General features: G+C 70.7%; 12 protein-coding genes. 10 read left to right on the top strand and 2 right to left on the bottom strand.

The window, feature by feature from the left end; translation table 11 throughout:
* Positions 1-2292: valine--tRNA ligase (gene valS, locus D8Y23_RS13830; RefSeq protein WP_128218680.1), on the bottom strand; the 2292-nt coding region annotated here is incomplete at its 3' end.
* Positions 2293-2562: 270 nt separating this feature from the next.
* Between valS and D8Y23_RS13835 the strand changes: the two genes are divergently transcribed.
* From D8Y23_RS13835 to ndk, 9 genes are all read left to right on the top strand, one after another.
* Complete coding sequence (locus tag D8Y23_RS13835; protein WP_128218681.1) at positions 2563-3399, top strand: endonuclease domain-containing protein; 837 nt, start codon at positions 2563-2565, stop codon at positions 3397-3399.
* 191 nt (positions 3400-3590) lie between these two features.
* Entirely contained in the window at positions 3591-5204 is a 1614-nt protein-coding gene (locus D8Y23_RS13840; protein WP_128218682.1) for an ABC transporter substrate-binding protein, read from the top strand.
* Between the two features lie 13 nt (positions 5205-5217).
* Entirely contained in the window at positions 5218-6201 is a 984-nt protein-coding gene (locus D8Y23_RS13845) for an ABC transporter permease (RefSeq protein ID WP_128218683.1), read from the top strand.
* Positions 6198-7055, top strand: coding sequence for an ABC transporter permease (locus D8Y23_RS13850; RefSeq protein WP_128218684.1), 858 nt, complete (start codon positions 6198-6200; stop codon positions 7053-7055). Before D8Y23_RS13845 ends, D8Y23_RS13850 begins: the two co-directional genes overlap by 4 nt.
* Complete coding sequence (locus D8Y23_RS13855; protein ID WP_128218685.1) at positions 7052-8602, top strand: dipeptide ABC transporter ATP-binding protein; 1551 nt, start codon at positions 7052-7054, stop codon at positions 8600-8602. Before D8Y23_RS13850 ends, D8Y23_RS13855 begins: the two co-directional genes overlap by 4 nt.
* Positions 8603-8801: 199 nt before the next feature.
* Positions 8802-12197, top strand: a complete 3396-nt coding sequence (ileS, locus tag D8Y23_RS13860; RefSeq protein WP_128218686.1) for an isoleucine--tRNA ligase — start codon at positions 8802-8804, stop codon at positions 12195-12197.
* The gene (locus D8Y23_RS13865; RefSeq protein WP_128218687.1) at positions 12194-13546 is read left to right on the top strand and encodes a bifunctional folylpolyglutamate synthase/dihydrofolate synthase; all 1353 of its coding nucleotides are present in this window, start codon (positions 12194-12196) and stop codon (positions 13544-13546) included. Before ileS ends, D8Y23_RS13865 begins: the two co-directional genes overlap by 4 nt.
* Complete coding sequence (locus D8Y23_RS13870) at positions 13534-13965, top strand: DUF4233 domain-containing protein (protein ID WP_128218688.1); 432 nt, start codon at positions 13534-13536, stop codon at positions 13963-13965. Before D8Y23_RS13865 ends, D8Y23_RS13870 begins: the two co-directional genes overlap by 13 nt.
* A 3-nt stretch (positions 13966-13968) precedes the next feature.
* Positions 13969-14385 carry a nucleoside-diphosphate kinase gene (gene ndk, locus D8Y23_RS13875; RefSeq protein ID WP_128218689.1) on the top strand — a complete coding sequence of 139 codons (417 nt, stop codon included), beginning with the start codon at positions 13969-13971 and terminating at the stop codon, positions 14383-14385.
* Between the two features lie 60 nt (positions 14386-14445).
* Here ndk and D8Y23_RS13880 read toward each other — a convergent pair whose 3' ends face one another.
* Positions 14446-15045, bottom strand: coding sequence for a vitamin K epoxide reductase family protein (locus D8Y23_RS13880; protein WP_128218690.1), 600 nt, complete (start codon positions 15043-15045; stop codon positions 14446-14448).
* Between the two features lie 387 nt (positions 15046-15432).
* On the opposite strand from D8Y23_RS13880, the gene D8Y23_RS13885 reads away from it, so the two are divergent.
* Entirely contained in the window at positions 15433-17997 is a 2565-nt protein-coding gene (locus D8Y23_RS13885) for an Rne/Rng family ribonuclease (RefSeq protein ID WP_128218691.1), read from the top strand.
* The last annotated feature ends 80 nt before the right edge of the window (positions 17998-18077 follow it).

The raw sequence follows: 18077 nt of genomic DNA on the forward strand, positions 1-18077 counted from the left end.
GTGCACCGAGCCCTCCTCGAACCAGGACCACACCTCTTCCGCGGCGAAGGAGAGCACCGGGGCGAACAGGCGCGTCAGGGTCGACAGCGCCGTGCGCAGCGCGAGGGCTGCCGACGCCTGGCCGGCGTCGGAGCGGTCGTACGCGCGCTCCTTGACGAGCTCGAGGTAGTCGTCGCAGAACGTCCAGAAGAACGACTCGGTGATCTCCAGTGCGCGGGCGTGGTCGTACGACTCCAGCGCCGACGTCGCGTCCGCCACGACCTTGTCGAGGGTCGTCAGCATCGAGGCATCCAGCGCGTGCGTCACCTCGGCTCCCTCGGGCACCGGGAAGGACAGAACGAACTTGGCCGCGTTCAGCAGCTTGATCGCGAGACGCCGACCGATCTTGATCTGCGTCGGGTTCTGCGGATCGAACGCCGCGTCCGTGCCGAGACGGCTCGAGGCCGCCCAGTAGCGCACCGCGTCGGACCCGTGCTGCTGCAGGATGTCGGCGGGCGTGACGACGTTGCCCTTCGACTTCGACATCTTCTTGCGGTCGGGGTCGACGATGAAGCCCGAGATCGCGGCATCCGTCCACGGCACCCGGTCGTCTTCCAGGGCGCTGCGCAGCATCGTCGAGAACAGCCACGTGCGGATGATGTCCTGGCCCTGCGGGCGCAGGTCGAACGGGGCGACGAGGTCCCACAGTTCCTCGTCGCGCTGCCAGCCTCCGGCGAGCTGCGGGGTGAGCGAGGACGTCGCCCAGGTGTCGAGGATGTCGCGCTCGGCGTCGAAACCACCGGGAACGCCGCGCTGATCCTCGGTGTAGCCCGGGGGGACATCGGTCGTCGGGTCGACGGGGAGCGTCGCGAGGTCGGGGGTCAGCACGCGTGCGTAGTCGCGCTCCCCGTTCTCGTCGAGGCCGTACCAGACCGGGATCGGCACGCCGAAGAACCGCTGGCGCGACACGAGCCAGTCGCCGGTGAGGCCGTTGGTCCAGTTCTCGAAGCGCACGCGCATGAAGTCCGGATGCCACGACATCTCGCGGCCGAGAGCGATGAGACGCTCGCGCAGCTCGGCGTCGCGCGCGCCATTGCGGACGTACCACTGGCGCGTCGACACGATCTCGAGCGGGCGGTCGCCCTTCTCGAAGAACTTCACCGGGTGCGTGAAGGGCTTCGGCGCGCCCTCCATCTCGCCGGACTCCTGCAGCAGCTCGACGATCCGCTTCTTGGCGCTGAACACCGTCTTGCCCGCGAGTTCCGCGTACGCCGCCTTCGCGGCATCCGTCACGATGACATCCGGAGCCTCGGCGACGATGCGCCCGTCCTTGCCGATGATCGTGCGGTTGGGCAGGTCCAGCTCGCGCCACCAGATGATGTCGGTGACGTCGCCGAAGGTACAGATCATCGCGATGCCCGAGCCCTTGTCCTGCTGCGCGAGGGGGTGGGGGAGCACCGGCACCTCGACGTCGAACAGGGGCGTGCGCACCGTCGTGCCGAACAGGGGCTGGTAGCGCTCGTCGTCGGGGTTCGCGACGAGGGCCACGCACGCGGCGAGGAGTTCGGGGCGGGTGGTCTCGATGAACACGTCGCCGGAGCCGTCTGACTTGTGGAAACCGAGGCGGTGGTAGGCCGCGGGCTGGTCGCGGTCCTCGAGTTCGGCCTGCGCGATCGCGGAGCGGAAGTCGACGTCCCACAGCGTCGGCGCCAGTGCCTGGTACGCCTCGCCGCGCTCGACGTTCCGCAGGAAAGCCAGCTGGCTCGTGCGCATCGCGTCGTCGGAGATGGTGCGGTAGGTCTGGCCCCAGTCGACGCTGAGCCCCAGGTCGCGCCACAGCGCCTCGAACGCCTTCTCGTCCTCGACGGTGAGCTGCTCGCACAGCTCGATGAAGTTGCGGCGACTGATGGGCACCTGGTCGGCGGCCTTGCTGCTCTTGTTGTCGCCGCCCGCGAACGGGGGAGTGAAGTCGGCGTCATAGGGGAGCGAGGGGTCGCAGCGCACGCCGTAATAGTTCTGCACGCGGCGCTCGGTGGGCAGGCCGTTGTCGTCCCAGCCCATCGGGTAGAACACGGTCTTCCCGCGCATGCGCTCGAAGCGCACCTTCACGTCGGTGTGCGTGTAGCTGAAGACGTGCCCGATGTGCAGGCTTCCCGATGCCGTGGGGGGAGGCGTGTCGACGGAGAAGACACCGGCGCGGCCGACCTCGGCGGCGCGGATCCGGTCGAACACGTACGTGCCGCGGTCGGTCCACGCGGCATCCCACTTCTGCTCGAGGCCCTCCAGGGCGGGCTTGTCCGGAATCTGCGACATGGGTACTCCTCGAGCAATATGTGCGGCACCGTGTGTGCGTGCCTGACTGTGGTCCCGTCCAGGATACCGAGTCCGCCGCGGGCGGCCGGGTCGCGCGGGCGCAAACTCAGCGACGCGCGGTTCCTCCGTGCGTTCCGGCCTCTGCGAGCTGAGGTTGTGCGTATCGCTGAGGTTGCGCGCTCAGTTCACGCCTCCTCCCCAGGCCGGATGCCATCCACAGGTCGCCGCGCGGACACTCGCGGCCCCGCCCGGGGCGGGAACATCGCCCGCATGAACGCATCCGCACACGCCGTAGCTGCACGCGTGGCCGCCCTGGGCGGCATCGTCCGCTCGACCCGACTGATCGACGAGGGGCACAGCCGGCGGCGTATCGCTCGGGCCCTCGAGCTCGGCCTGCTCATCCGGGTGCGGCGCGGGTGGGTGGTCGTGCCCGGCGCGGATGCCGACCTCGTCGCAGCGGCCCGGCACGGGGTGGTGCTCTCGTGCGTCACCGCCGCGGCACGGGCCGGTCTGTGGGTCGCCCACCGGCCCGAGGTGCCTCACGCCGCCTATCCCGGGTGGGGCCGCGTGATGAGCTCGGCAGCGGTGGTGCATTGGCAGCGCCCGATCGTTCCGCGGCATCCGGACGCCCTGGAAGACGGTGTCGAGAACGTCCTGCTCACCGTGGCGACCTGCCAGCCCTACGAAGCGGCGCGCGCGGTATGGGACTCCGCGCTCAACAGAGGCCTCGTCGATCTCGCCGCCCTCCGTCGGCTGCCGTGGACCGGGGCCGCACGCCGCCTGGCAGACGAGGCGAGTCCGTGGGCCGACTCCGGGCTCGAGACGTTCTTCGTCGTCCGACTGCGGTGGCTCCATCTTCCGATCCGCGTGCAGGTATGGATTGCCGATCATCGGGTGGACGTCCTGATCGGCGACCGGCTTGTCGTGCAGATCGACGGAGGCCACCACGTCGGTGCGCAGCGCACCGCCGATATCGCGCACGACGCCGAACTCCTGCTCCGCGGCTATCACGTCATCCGGGTCGGCTACGAGCAGATCGTGCACCGATGGCACGAGGTGCAGGAGCGGATCATGCACGCGGTGGCGCAGGGTCTCCACCGTGCGTGACGGCGGTCACAACCTCAGTGATGTGCGCAGGGTCAGCCAGAACGCCCCCGGATCGCTGAGGTTGTGCACATCGCTGAGGTTGCGAACTCCCGGAAGCGGACGGCCTGCGCCCCGGCGGAGCCGATTTCGAGACCGAGTCCAGGAAGTCGGTAAACTAGGGTCTTACCCCTACGCGATTCCGAGGTCGTTCCATGCCGTCCGTGCTGCTCCGCCGCCTGCTCTCCGCGACCGCCGTCGCCGCCGTCTCCGCCCTGGCGCTCTCGGCCTGTTCGGGAGGGGATGCCGCGTCCTCCAGCGACGACGAGATCGTGTGGGCGATCGAGGGAGCGAACCTCTCGGCCGGGCACATGGACCCGCAGACCAGCCAGCTCGACGTCTCGGCCATGGTGCAGCGCGCCGTGCTCGACTCCCTCGTGTTCCAGGAGACGGACGGGTCGTTCTCGCCGTGGCTGGCCGAGTCGTGGGAGGTCGAGGACGACGGCGCGACCTATGTGTTCCGTCTGCGCGAGGGCGTGACGTTCCACGACGGCGCACCGTTCGACGCCGCCGCGGTGAAGGCGAACTTCGACCGCATCGCCGACCCCGAGACCGCGTCCGCGCAGGCGGCCGCGATGCTCGGCGGCGACCTCTACGTCGGCACCGATGTCGTCGACGACCGCACGGTGGCGGTGCGCTTCTCGCAGTCGTACGCGCCCTTCCTCCAGGCGGCGAGCACCGCGCTCCTCGGCTTCTATTCGCCGGCCGTGCTCGAGAACTCCGTCGACCAGCTCAAAGCGGGCGGTCCGGACGTCACTGTCGGCACCGGCCCCTACACTCTGAGCTCGTACACGCCCGACCAGGAGATCGTCTACACGGCGAACGAGGACTACGCATGGGGGCCCGGCGGCGCGGGTGCGCCGAGCATCAAGACCCTGCGCGTCGAGATCCTGCCCGAAGCCTCGGTGCGCCTGGGCGTACTGTCCAGCGGCGAAGCCGATGTCGTGACCAACCTGCCGCCGAACCTCGTGGCCCAGGTTCCCGCCGACGACACCGTGAACGCGATCGAGTACCCCGGCCTGCCGTACTCCCTTTACCTCAACGAGACCTACGGCGTCTTCGCCGACCAGCGCGTGCGCCAGGCGTTCTCGCGGGCCATCGACGTCGACACCGCCGTGGAAGAGATCTTCTTCGGTCAGTTCCCGCGGGCGTGGAGCATCCTCGGCGCGACCACCCCGGGCTACGACGCGAGCCTCGAGGGCTCGTGGCCGTTCGATCCCGCCGCCGCCGACGCTCTCCTGGACGCCGCCGGATGGACCGGACGGGATGCCGACGGCATCCGCACGAAGGACGGGCAGCGCCTCACCGCCCGGTGGATCGCGTGGACCCCTGTCCCCGACGACCGTGCGGCACTCGCCAACGCACTGCAGTCCGACCTGCGCGCGGTGGGCTTCGATCTGCAGCGCGAGGTGCTCGAGCCCGGCGCCTACAACGAGCAGTACGGCCCGAAGACGTTCGACCTCACCGACTGGGGCTTCTCGGGCGTCGACCCCGACCTGCTGCGCAGCCACCTCGCCACCGACGGGTTCCAGAACGCCTCGCAGGTGAGCGACCCCGCGCTGGACGCGCTGCTGGAACAGGGCGCCGCCACCACCGACCCCGCCGCGCGCGCCGCCATCTACGCCGAGGTGCAGCAGTGGAACGCGGAGAACGTCGCGATCGTGCCCCTCTACAGCCCGGCGCTCATCACCGCCGTCCGCCCCGACGTCACAGACTTGACGTTCGACCTGTACGGCCGTCCGCTCTTCGCCACCGCCGCACGCGGCTGACCCCGGAGTCCGGATGCCACGCGCCCGCCGTCGCGCCCGCGCCCTGATGACGCGCGCCGGGGGGATCGTGGCATCCATCGTCCTCGTGCTGTGGGGGGCCGCGACGCTGGCCTTCCTGGCGTTCCGGATCATCCCGGGCGACCCCGTCGACGTACTGCTCGGACCCCAGGCACAGGTGAGCGAGGCGGTGAAGGACGGGATCCGGCAGGAGCTGGGGCTGGACCGACCGCCGCTCGAGCAGTACCTGGCATTCGTCGGCCGACTCGCGCGGGGCGACCTCGGCGAGTCGTACCAGCTCCGGTTGCCAGTCGCCGAGGTCATCGGACGCCAGCTCGGATCGACGGTGCAGCTGACCTCGCTCGCCCTGCTCATCGCGGTCGTCGTGGCACTGGCGTCGGTTCTGCTCGTGCGCGGCCGCACCGCCCGCGCGATCGCCGGTGGGATCGAGCTCGTCGTGCTGTCCTCGCCGGTGTTCTGGATCGGCCTCGTGCTGCTGTCGGTGTTCTCGTTCCAGCTCGGGTGGTTCCCGGTGTCGGGATCGCGCGACGCGGCCGCCCTGATCCTGCCCGCCGTCACCCTCGCGCTCCCGGTCGCGGCCCTGCTCGGGCAGGTGCTCCGCGACGGCGTCGAGACCGCGGAGCGCGAGCCGTTCCTGCTCACGGTCCGGGCGCGCGGAGCCTCGTCGCTGCGGGAGAGCACGCACCACACGCTCCGGCACGCGAGCGTCGGCGGGGTGACGCTCGCCGCCTACCTCGTGGGGTCGCTCCTGGGCGGCGCCGTCCTGGTCGAGACGGTGTTCGCCCGTCCCGGTATCGGGCGGGTCACCCTGACCGCGATCACCGACCGCGATCTCCCCGTCGTCACGGGTGTGATCCTGCTGAGCGCCCTCGTCTTCGTCGTGGTGAACACGATCGCCGACCTCGTCGTGCCGCTGCTCGATCCGCGTCTGCGGCGAGCCGCCCCCGCCCTCGGCCCGAGGTCGGAGGTGCCCGCATGAGCGTCACGACCCGCACTCCGTCCCGCGGGCGCGGATCCGCCCCCGCCGTCGCGCGCCGCACCGCCCTGGGGATCGCCGGTGCGGCGCTGGCCGTGGTGGCGCTCGCGGCCGTCGCCCCGGGTCTGCTCGCGACACACGATCCGCTGCTCACCGACGTGCGGCAGGCCCTGCAGCCGCCGAGCGCTGCGCACTGGTTCGGCACCGATCAGAGCGGCCGCGACGTCTACTCGCGCGTCGTCTTCGGCGCCGGCCGATCGGTGGGCATCGGTCTGCTCGCCACCGGGCTCGCCCTGGTCGTCGGCGTTGCGGTCGGTTCGCTCACCGCGGTGGCGCCGAGGGTCATCGATGCCGTGGTGATGCGTGTCGTCGACGTGCTGCTGGCGTTCCCCGAGTTCCTCCTTGCGCTCCTCGTGGTCGCGGTGCTCGGCCCCGGTCCGGCGAACGTCGCCGTCGCCGTCACGCTCGCGGCGCTCCCGGTGTACGTCCGTCTCGCCCGTGCCCGCACCCGCACGCTGGCGGGCACCGAGTACGCCGAAGCCGCACGGATCGTGGGCGTTCCGCGGTTCGTGGTGCACGTCACCCACGTGCTGCCGGGGGTCGTGGCATCCGCCAGCGTCCTCGCCACCATCGGGATCGGCACGAGCATCCTCGCCGCCGCCGGGCTGAGCTTTCTCGGTCTCGGTCCGACCGAGCCGACGCCCGAATGGGGTCTCATGCTCTCGTCCGGGAGGAACCTTCTCGTCCAGGCGCCGTGGGTCGCCGTGTTCCCGGGTCTCGCCATCACGGTCACGGTGGTCGCCGTCAGCGTGGTGGGCCGGATGCTGCGGGCACGCACCGAGGGGGGCGCCGCATGAGCGGCCTCCGCGTCCGGGAGCTCCGCGTCACAGGGCCGCGCGGCGAGATCGTCCGCGGCGTCGACCTCGATGTCGCTCCGGGGGAGTGCGTCGCGATCGTGGGTGAGTCCGGGACGGGGAAGTCCCTCACGGCGCGCGCACTGGTGGGTCTCGTGCCCACCGGCCTCACCGCCACCGCCGACGCGCTCGACATCGACGGCGTCGACCTGCGCGCCGCGACGGAACGACAGTGGCGCGGTGTCCGCGGCGCCCGGGTGGCGCTCGTCTCGCAGGACGCCCTGGTGTCGCTCGACCCGCTCCGCCGTATCGGGGCGGAGGTCGCCGAGCCCGTGCGCATCCACACGCCGTCCGTGCGCGGTACGCGCCTGCGCGAGCGTGTACGCGACGCCCTGACCCGCGTGTCGCTCCCCGAACCCGAGCGGCGCGCGCGGCAGTACCCGCACGAGCTGTCGGGCGGCCTCCGGCAGCGCGCGCTCCTGGCCTCGGCTCTCGTCACCGACCCGGCGGTCCTCGTCGCCGACGAACCCACGACGGCCCTGGATGCCACGGTGCAGGCCCGCGTCCTCGACCTGTTGCGCGGTGTGGCCGACGGGGGCGTCGCCGTTGTGCTCATCACGCACGACATCGCCGCCGTCCGTCGCATCGCCGATCGCGTCGTGGTGCTGCACGCGGGACGCGTCGTCGAGGAAGGACCCACGGCGGACGTCCTCGCGGCACCGCGCGATCCGCACACCCGCGCGCTCGTGTCGGCCACCGCCGCCGACCCGCTGAACCGGTCACCCCGCAGCGACGCGCCCTTGATGAGCGGCGCGGGGCTGCGCCGGACGTTCGGTGACCGGGTCGCCGTCGACGACGTGTCCTTCGAGGTGCGCCGCGGCCGGACGCTCGCGGTCGTGGGGGAGTCGGGGTCGGGCAAGACGACCCTCGCCCGCCTCATGGTCGGCGTCGCCGAGGCCGACGCCGGGGCCCTTCGGTTCGAGGGGCGGCCGTGGTCCCCGCGGGTCGCCCGCGGTTCGGCCCGCCGTCGGGTCCAACTCGTGCAGCAGAATCCGTGGGGTGCGCTCGATCCGCGCTGGAGCGTCGGCCGCACCCTCGCCGAGGCGGTCGCCGCGGCCGGGGTTGCGCGCGCCGACCGACGCGCCGCGACCGCCGACCTCCTGCGGGAGGTCGGCCTGTCGCCCGGCTTCGCCAAACGCCGACCGTCGCAGCTCTCCGGCGGACAGCGTCAGCGCGTCGCGATCGCCCGCGCGCTCGCTGTCTCGCCCGCTCTGCTGGTCCTCGACGAGCCCGTTTCCGCCTTGGATGCCACGGTCCGGGCGCGCATCCTCGCGCGGCTCCGTGACCTGCAGCGCGAACGCGACCTCGCGATGGTGTTCATCACCCACGATCTCGACGTGGTGCGCGGCATCGCCGACGACGTCCTCGTCATGCGGGACGGGCGTGTCGTCGAGGCGGGGCCTGTGACGCGGATCTTCTCCGAGCCGCGGCATGCGTTCACGCGAGAACTCCTCGACGCCGCCGGTTCCGCGCCCGGCGGGACCGCGTAGACTGAGACCATCAGCACCGATCCGGCCATCACCGGGGAGCTCTCGGAAGAACAGGGTCCACGACCCCCAGTAGAACCGAGCGGGCCAGGCCCGTCACAGCCGCAGTGAGAGCGGCACCCGCCCCGGTGGGTGCAATGCGGGGTGGTACCGCGGTCCGAACGGATCGTCCCTGCAGGTGGATCGCGACCTGCGGAGAGACATGACCTACCCACGCCCCTCATCCTTCGGACCGGCGGCCGACGCTGCGGCATCCGTCGTCCCCAGCCCCCGGTTCCCCGAGATCGAGCGCGACACCCTCGCGTTCTGGGATGCCGACGACACCTTCCGCGCCTCGATCGCGAATCGCGACGGCGCCGAGGAGTGGGTGTTCTACGACGGTCCGCCCTTCGCCAACGGGCTGCCCCACTACGGGCACCTCCTCACCGGCTACGCCAAGGACGTGTTCCCCCGTTTCCAGACGATGCGCGGCAAGAAGGTCGACCGCGTGTTCGGGTGGGACACGCACGGCCTCCCCGCCGAGCTCGAGGCGATGAAGCAGCTCGGGATCACCGAGAAGGACGAGATCGAGCGCATGGGTGTCGCCGTCTTCAACGGCAAGGCCCGCGAGTCGGTCCTCGAGTACACGCGCGACTGGCAGGACTACGTCACCCGCCAGGCGCGCTGGGTCGACTTCGAGCGCGGCTACAAGACGCTCGACACGTCGTACATGGAGAGCGTCCTGTGGGCGTTCAAGACGCTGCACGACAAGGGCCTCGCGTACGAGGGCTATCGCGTGCTGCCGTACTGCTGGCGCGACGAGACGCCGCTGTCGAGCCACGAGCTGCGCATGGACGACGACGTCTACAAGATGCGGCAGGACCCCTCCGTCACCGTCACCTTCCCGCTCGTCGGGGCGAAGGCCGAGGCCCTGGGCCTTATTGGCGTGCGGGCGCTCGCGTGGACGACGACGCCGTGGACCCTGCCCACCAACCTCGCGCTGGCGGTGGGTCCTGGCATCCGGTACGCCGTGATCGAGGGCGGGCCTCACGGCGCCGCCGACGTGCACCGCGCGCCGGACGGCACCCCGGACGAGGCCATCGAGGCGACCGCGCACCGCTACCTGCTCGCCGAGGACCTGCTGCCGAACTACGCGAAGGACCTGGGCTACGAGACTCCGGATGCCGCCCGCCAGGCCGTGCAGACGACGATCCTGGGCGCGGAACTCGAGGGCGTGTCGTACGACCGCCTGTTCGACTACTACGCCGACGCCGAGACGTGGGGCACGGGCAACGCCTGGAAGATCCTTGTCGACGACTACGTCACCGTCAGCGACGGCACAGGCATCGTGCATCAGGCGCCCGCATACGGTGAGGACGACAAGCGCCTCGCGGACGCCGCAGGTCTTCCGACGATCATCTCCCTCGACGACGGCGGCCGGTTCCTGTCCGCCGTGACCGACGTCGCGGGCGAGCTGTGGATGGAGGCGAACCGCCCGCTCATCCGCCTGCTGAAGCAGGGCGGCCGGCTGCTGCGCGAGGCATCGTACGAGCACTCGTACCCGCACTGCTGGCGATGCCGGAACCCCCTGATCTACAAGGCCGTCTCGAGCTGGTTCGTGCGCGTGACCGACGTCAAGGACCGTCTACTCGAGAACAACCAGCAGATCACCTGGGTGCCCGAGAACGTCAAGGAGGGCCAGTTCGGCAAGTGGCTCGAGGGCGCGCGCGACTGGTCGATCAGCCGCAACCGCTACTGGGGCTCACCGATCCCGGTGTGGAAGAGCGACGACCCGAACTTCCCCCGCGTCGACGTGTACGGCTCGCTCGCCGAGATGGAGACGGATTTCGGCCGCCTGCCGCGCAACGCCGATGGCGAGGTGGACCTGCACCGTCCGTACATCGACGACCTCACGCGTCCGAACCCCGACGACCCGACCGGCCGTTCGACGATGCGCCGCATCGAGGACGTGCTCGACGTGTGGTTCGACTCCGGTTCGATGCCGTTCGCGCAGGTGCACTACCCGTTCGAGAATCACGAGTGGTTCGACGAGCACTCGCCGGCCGACTTCATCGTCGAGTACATCGGTCAGACGCGCGGCTGGTTCTACGTCATGCACGTCCTGTCGACCGCGCTGTTCGACCGGCCCGCGTTCACGGGGGTGTCGTGCCACGGCATCGTCCTCGGAAACGACGGACAGAAGATGTCCAAGTCGCTGCGCAACTACCCGGACGTCCGTGAGGTCTTCGATCGCGACGGATCGGATGCCATGCGCTGGTTCCTGATGTCGAGTTCGGTGCTGCGCGGCGGAAACCTCGTGGTGACGGAGGAGGGCATCCGCTCGGGCGTCCGCGAGTTCCTGCTGCCGATGTGGAACGCGTGGTACTTCTTCGCAACCTACGCGAACGCCTCCGGCGACGGGTACACGGCCGAGTGGCGCACCGACTCCACCGACGTGCTCGACCGCTACATCCTCGCGCTCACCGGTGACCTCGTGCGCGATGTCGCCACCGACCTCGAGGGCCTGGACTCCACGACCGCGGCCGAGCGCCTGCGCGACTTCGCCGAGGTGCTGACGAACTGGTACATCCGCCGCTCGCGCGACCGGTTCTGGGTGGGCGTCACCGACGATCCGTCCAGCCGCGAGGCATTCGACACGCTCTACACGGTGCTGGAGACGCTGACCCGCGTCGCCGCCCCGCTGCTGCCGCTCGTGACCGAGCGCGTGTGGCAGGGCCTCACGGGTGGCCGCAGCGTCCACCTCGAGGACTGGCCGGATGCCGCAGCGTTCCCGGCCGCGGCCGACATCCGGACCGCCATGGACACCGTCCGCGACGTCTCGAGCGTCGCCAACGCCCTGCGCAAGCGCGAGGGCAAGCGCGTGCGCCTGCCGCTGCCGCGCCTGACGGTGGTGACCCCGGATGCCGCGGGCCTCGCGCAGTTCGAGGATCTCGTGCGTGAGGAGCTCAACGTCAAGGACGTCCGGCTCGTCGATCTCACTCCGCAGTCGTTCGACGAGTTCGGCCTCGCGCAGCGCCTCGTCGTGAACGCTCGCGCGGCGGGACCGCGCCTGGGCAAGCGCGTGCAGCAGGTCATCCAGGCGGCCAAGGCGGGCGCCTGGGCCGAGACCGATCGCGGCATCGTGGTGCAGACCCCGGACGGCGAGGTCGTGCTGGGCCTCGGCGAGGGGACCCTCGAGACCGACGCTTCACGTCTCGCGGAGGGAGAGGCGGTCGCGCTGCTGGTCGCGGAGGACGGATTCCTCGTCCTCGATACCTCGACCACACCCGAACTCGAGGCCGAAGGTCTGGCGCGCGACATGATCCGCGGCATCCAGGACACGCGAAAGGCCGCGGGCTTCGACGTGAGCGACCGCATCGCGCTGACTCTCACGTTCGACGACGACACCGACGCGCGCGCCGTCGCCCACGCGTTCGACCTCGCGGGCGTGGCATCCGAGACCCTCGCCGAAGGCGTCGTCCTCGCGAGCCGTACCGAGCGTCTCATCGAACGCGGCGAGGCACGCGAGCCGGAGTTCGAGAACGTCCTCGCGGCGAAGACCTACGCGAACGCCGGCGCCGTCACGGTGGCGGTCGCCCGGATCGGAGCACCCGCATGAGCGACCGTTCCCGCGCCGACGCCGTCTACGCCGCACTCCTCGAACGTCAGGGCGAGCAGTGGGTGCAGCCGCGCGTCGAGCGCACCCGCCGTGTGCTCGAGCTGCTCGACGACCCGCAGCGCACCTACCGTGTGATCCACGTGACGGGGACCAACGGGAAGACTTCGACGAGCCGCATCATCGAGAGCCTGCTGCGATCGCTCGGCCTGCGCACCGGCCTCTTCACGAGCCCGCACCTCGAGCGCTTCACGGAGCGCATCCTCATCGACGGCGAGCCGGTGGCGGATGCCGCGATCGCCGACGCGTGGGACGAGATCCAGCCCTTCGTGCAGATGGTGGATGCCGAGCTCGAGGCGGCGGGCGACGCGGCGCTGACGTTCTTCGAGCTGCTGACCGTGCTCGCGTTCGTCGCGTGCGCCGACGCACCCATCGACGTCCTCGTGCTCGAGGTGGGCATGGGTGGTGAGTGGGACTCGACGAACACCGCCGACGGCGATGTGGCGGTGTTCACTCCCATCGACATCGACCACACCGACCGGCTGGGGAGCACCATCGCGGAGATCGCGACCGTGAAAGCCGGGATCATCAAGCAGGGCGCCGCCGTCGTCTCGGCCGCGCAGCCCGAGGAGGCGCGCCGCGCCATTCTCGCGCGTGCCGAGAAGATGCACGCCACGGTCGCCTTCGCCGGCGACGGCTTCGCGCTCGAAACGCAGACGCTCGCCGTCGGCGGACAGCTGTTGACGGTGCGCGGCGTCGCGGGAACCTACCCCGAGTTGTACCTGCCCCTCTACGGCGCGCACCAGGGTGCGAATGCCGCCCTGGCGATCGCCGCGGTGGAATCGCTCATCGGCGGGGGCGAACAGCCGTTGAACGCCGACGTCGTGGGCGACGGCCTCGGTGCGGCGACGTCGCCGGGCCGCCTGCAGCTCCTCGGTACGGCGCCCACCGTTCTGGTGGACGCGGCGCACAACCCGCACGGTGCGCGGGCGCTCGTCGCCGCCCTCGACGAAGCGTTCGACATCGACGAATGGGGAGCGGTCATCGGCATCCTGGCCGGCAAGGACACCGTCGGCATCGTCTCGACGCTCGCCCCCGCCGTCGCGCGCGTCTTCGCCACGGCGCCCGACAGCGATCGCGCCGCCGACCCCGACCGCATCGCCGATGTCGCCGAAGCCGCGGACGTTCCGGTCACCGTGCACCCGACGCTCGAGGATGCCGCGGACGCGGCGCGCGCGTGGGCCGCGGAATCCGACCGCCGCGCCGTCGTGATCGCCGGTTCCGTCGTCCTGGCGGGCGAGGCGCTGCGCCTGTCGGAGCTCGAGGACTGGAAGGCGGGGTGGCAGGCGTGAGTCCCCGCGAGCCCCGCCCTCCGCGCAAGCGGCGCCCGCGCCGCGCCCGCGGGGCGCTCGAGTCGCTCGGGGCGGTCGTCCTGGGCTTCGAATCCATCATCGTGTTCCTCGGCGGCCTCGTGGTCTACGGTCTCCGCGCGCTGCCATGGGGGATCGAGCCATGGTGGGGGATCGTGGGCGGTGTCGTCATGGCCGTCGCGATGGTCGCGACCTCGGGACTGCTCCGCCACCGCTGGGCGATCGTGGTCGGGTGGGTGCTCCAGGTGATCCTCGCCCTCGGTGGCATCCTGGTTCCCGCCCTCGCGGTGGTCGCGCTCATTTTCGGCGGGATGTGGGCGTATGCGACCATCAAGGGAGCGGCCCTCGACCGTGCCAATGCACGACGGGCCGTCGACCCCGACCTCTCGAACGGAGAATGACCCATGGCCACCGAAGAGACCCTCGTCCTGGTCAAGCCCGATGGCGTCGCCCGCGGCCTCACGGGCGCGATCCTCGCCCGCATCGAAGCGAAGGGCTACGCCCTCGTCGACATCCGTCTCGTCGAGCCCGACCGCGAGACGCTGGCGCAGCACTACGCCGAGCACGAAGGAAAGCCGTTCTACGAGCCGCTCCTGGAGTTCATGCTCTCCGGCCCGTCGGTGGCGATCCGCCTAGCGGGCAACCGCGTCATCGAGGGCTTCCGTTCCCTCGCCGGCACCACCGACCCCACGACGGCGGCCCCGGGCACGATCCGCGGCGACTTCGGCCGCGACTGGGGCCTCAAGGTCCAGCAGAACCTCGTCCACGGCAGCGACAGCCCCGAGTCCGCCGCGCGCGAACTCTCCATCTGGTTCGACTGAGCCCGGATGCCACGACGGCCGCCGCTCCCTCGCGGGGCGGCGGCCGTCGTCGTACTCGTGTCAGAGCTGGGCGAGCACGTCCAGCCGCAGCTGCGCGATCACGGCGACCACGACATAGGCGCCGAACGTCATCAGCGGCACCCACGCCATCAGTGAGCCCGCGGCATCCCGGACCTTCGGTCCGACCGGCACGATGCCCTCGCGCAGAAGGTGCAGGGTCACGGCGATGAATGTAGGGATCGTCACCGACCACGTCACCATGCACCAGGGGCAGAGGGTGCCGAGCACGAAGATGCTCTGCGAGATGAGCCAGATGACGAAGCTCATCGCGCCGGCGATCCCGAGCCAGAACAGGGTCCAGAACCAGCGCGCGAATCGGGCGCCCGCGAGCAGCGCGACACCCACCACGATCGGGGCGATCCACGCGGCAAGTCCAATGATCGGGTTGGGGAACCCGAAGACACTGCCCTGCCACGACGTCAGATTCGCGGTGCACTGGACGAGCACGTTGAAATCGCAGGATGCCGGACCCCCGCCGTCCATGAGCTGGTGGAACCGTTCCATCGTGAGCGAGAACGCGGCCCACCATCCCACGGCTCCCGCGACGATCAACCACACCGCGAGCACTCGGGGCGGACGCGGGGCGACGGTTTCACTCATGCTCGCGATTCTTCCACCGTCGTGTTCGGTGCCGCCTGTGCGATCCCTCGTCGTCGAGCAGCCCGCGCTGCGTGCATCCGCCGATGAACGCGATCGACGGGCGGAAACGCTGCCTCACGACGTTTCTCGCCGCGGATCGCGTTTCTCACCGAGGAAGACACCTCGCGCCTGCGAACGAATCCGGCCGACCGTGCGATAATGGAGCTTCGATGAGCCGCGGCCGCGCCGCAGGAGCATCACCAGCAGACTTCGGGCGATGACCGCCCTTCGCAGCTCGAGCCACCGGCCGGCTGCAGACCGAGTGAGTTCGCGGCCCCGCCGGGTGCGGCGCCGCACGAGATTTCGCCGGGCGACGCGCGGTGTCGCCCGCCAGGGAGTACGTCCGATATGGCCGACGCAACCGAAGATCAGACCCCCACCGATACCCCGGTGGTCGACACCCCCGCCGCCGAGGCGCTCGATGGCCAGACCCCTGAGGTCGCCGACACCGTCGCGACCTCGGAGCAGGATGCCGACGACGAAGCGGCCGTCGAGGATGCCGAGACCGCGGCAGCCGCCGATTCCGGTGAGCCCGCGGTTCTCGCGGCGGATGTCACCGACACGGCGGACACCGCCGAGGCGGAGGCCGTGACGGCGACGGATGCCATCGAGCCCGAGGTCGAAGCGCCTCCGGTCGAGGCCGAGACGTCCGCGGCGACGGACGCGCAGCCCGAGGCCGCCGCAGAGTCCGAGACGCCGGCCGCACCCGCCGGTCAGCCCGACGCCCCGGCTGAGCCCGAGGCCGTGGCATCCGAGCCCGAAACCCCCGCCGCGCCCGAGAAGCCCGCGATCCCCACCGCCGTCTCGCTCGGACTCCTGCCCGAGGTCTTCGTCTCGGCCGTGTCGACGCAGCTGCACTTCTACGCCCCCGAACTGCCGCCACTGCCCGCGGTCGACGATGTCGACGACCGCGACGACGACGCCCCGGTCGAGCGGACCTCCGCCAACGCCCGCCGTCGCAACCGCCGCCGCGGGGGAACCGCCGGCGGCTCCGACGAGCCGACCGAGGCTCCGGCCGCTCCGGTTCGCCAGCGCGCGGTCGAGCTCATCACCGAACCGCAGCGCATCAAGGGATCGACGCGCCTCGAAGCCAAGAAGCAGCGTCGGCGCGACGGCCGCGAGGCCGGGCGTCGTCGCCCCGTCGTGACCGAGGCGGAGTTCCTCGCCCGCCGCGAGGCCGTGGATCGCGTCATGGTCGTGCGGTCCAAGGGCGGTCGCATCCAGATCGGCGTGCTCGAAGACAACGTGCTCGTCGAGCACTACGTCGCCCGCAACCAGGATGCCTCGCTCATCGGCAACGTGTACCTCGGTCGCGTGCAGAACGTCCTGCCGAGCATGGAAGCCGCGTTCGTCGACATCGGTCGCGGCCGCAACGCGGTGCTGTACTCCGGCGAAGTCGACTGGGACGGTGTCGAGACCGGCAACCAGCCCCGCCGCATCGAGCTGGCGCTGAAGTCGGGCGACCGCGTCCTCGTGCAGGTCACCAAGGATCCCGTGGGCCACAAGGGCGCCCGCCTGACGAGCCAGATCTCCCTGCCGGGCCGCTACCTCGTGTACGTGCCGAACGGGTCGATGAACGGCATCTCGCGCAAGCTCCCCGACACCGAGCGCGCGCGCCTGAAGAAGATCCTCAAGGAGGTGCTGCCCGAGTCGTCGGGCGTCATCGTCCGCACAGCCGCCGAGGGCGCCACCGAAGACCAGCTGACGCGCGACGTGCAGCGACTCACCGCGCAGTGGGAGCACATCAGCACCCAGGTGGCGACGATCCAGGCGCCCGCGCTGCTGCATTCCGAGCCCGACCTGCTGGTGAAGATCGTGCGCGACGTCTTCAATGAGGACTTCACCCGGATGCTGATCCAGGGCGATGAAGCGCTCTCCACGATCTCGAACTACCTCGCGGGCGTCGCCCCCGACCTGCTCGAGCGCGTCGAGAAGTACGAGGGCGACCAGGACCCGTTCGACGCGTTCCGCATCACCGAGCAGATCGAGAAGGCGCTCGACCGCAAGGTCTGGCTGCCCTCGGGTGGCTCGCTTGTGATCGACCGCACCGAGGCCATGACCGTGGTCGACGTCAACACCGGCAAGTTCGTCGGCTCGGGCGGCAACCTCGAAGAAACCGTCACCAAGAACAACCTCGAGGCGGCGGAAGAGATCGTCCGCCAGCTCCGGCTGCGCGACATCGGCGGCATCATCGTCGTCGACTTCATCGACATGGTGCTCGAGTCCAACCGCGACCTCGTCCTGCGTCGCCTGATCGAGTGCCTGAGCCGCGACCGGACGAAGCACCAGGTCGCCGAGGTCACCTCGCTGGGTCTGGTCCAGATGACTCGAAAGAAGTTGGGCCTGGGCCTGCTCGAGACGTTCAGCGAGGCGTGCGAGGTCTGCGCCGGCCGCGGTGTGATCGTCCACCACGACCCGGTCGTGAAGCACCGCTCCGCTCCGGCGGCGAACGGCAACGGCAACGGCAATCGCCGGGGGAGCCGGGGCGGCAACGGTTCGCCGGCGGGCAACGGGTCGAACGGCGGAAACGGAAACGGAAACGCTAACGGCGGCCCCGCGGCCCCGACCGGTGGCACGCACGTGATCACGGAGGGCGTCAAGTCCGCGCTCGCGCAGATCGCGGCATCCACGATCCACCCGACGGTCGACGACCCCGCGGTCGTCGAGGCCGCCGTGGTCGCGTCCGTGGAAGCGGTGATGGATGCCAAGGTCGAGCCCCCCGTGCGCGAGAAGCGTCCGCGCAAGAAGCGCGAGCCGAAGGCCCCCCGCACCGAGAAGGACGCTCTGCTGGAGTCGGTGCTCGAGGCGCTGCCCGAGCCCAAGGCTCCGGGTCAGGGCCGTTCGCGCCGTCGCGTGACGACCGCCGCCCTGACGGGCACCCCGGTCAGCGCGCAGCCCGCCGACGAGTCCTAGGCCGTCGTTCCCGCGCGTGAGGGGTCAGGATTCGTCGCCTGACGGAGGTCCGAAGCGACAGATATTGACCCCTCACGCGG

Origin of the sequence: Microbacterium enclense (assembly GCF_004022425.1) — a bacterium.
Classification (GTDB): Bacteria; Actinomycetota; Actinomycetes; order Actinomycetales; family Microbacteriaceae; genus Microbacterium; species Microbacterium enclense_A.

Coding starts and splice junctions, on each gene's coding strand:
- D8Y23_RS13835 (WP_128218681.1), top strand. CDS start 2,563: ATGAACGCATCCGCACACGCCGTAGCTGCACGCGTGGCCGCCCTGGGC.
- D8Y23_RS13840 (WP_128218682.1), top strand. CDS start 3,591: ATGCCGTCCGTGCTGCTCCGCCGCCTGCTCTCCGCGACCGCCGTCGCC.
- D8Y23_RS13845 (WP_128218683.1), top strand. CDS start 5,218: ATGCCACGCGCCCGCCGTCGCGCCCGCGCCCTGATGACGCGCGCCGGG.
- D8Y23_RS13850 (WP_128218684.1), top strand. CDS start 6,198: ATGAGCGTCACGACCCGCACTCCGTCCCGCGGGCGCGGATCCGCCCCC.
- D8Y23_RS13855 (WP_128218685.1), top strand. CDS start 7,052: ATGAGCGGCCTCCGCGTCCGGGAGCTCCGCGTCACAGGGCCGCGCGGC.
- ileS (WP_128218686.1), top strand. CDS start 8,802: ATGACCTACCCACGCCCCTCATCCTTCGGACCGGCGGCCGACGCTGCG.
- D8Y23_RS13865 (WP_128218687.1), top strand. CDS start 12,194: ATGAGCGACCGTTCCCGCGCCGACGCCGTCTACGCCGCACTCCTCGAA.
- ndk (WP_128218689.1), top strand. CDS start 13,969: ATGGCCACCGAAGAGACCCTCGTCCTGGTCAAGCCCGATGGCGTCGCC.
- D8Y23_RS13880 (WP_128218690.1), bottom strand. CDS start 15,045: ATGAGTGAAACCGTCGCCCCGCGTCCGCCCCGAGTGCTCGCGGTGTGG.
- D8Y23_RS13885 (WP_128218691.1), top strand. CDS start 15,433: ATGGCCGACGCAACCGAAGATCAGACCCCCACCGATACCCCGGTGGTC.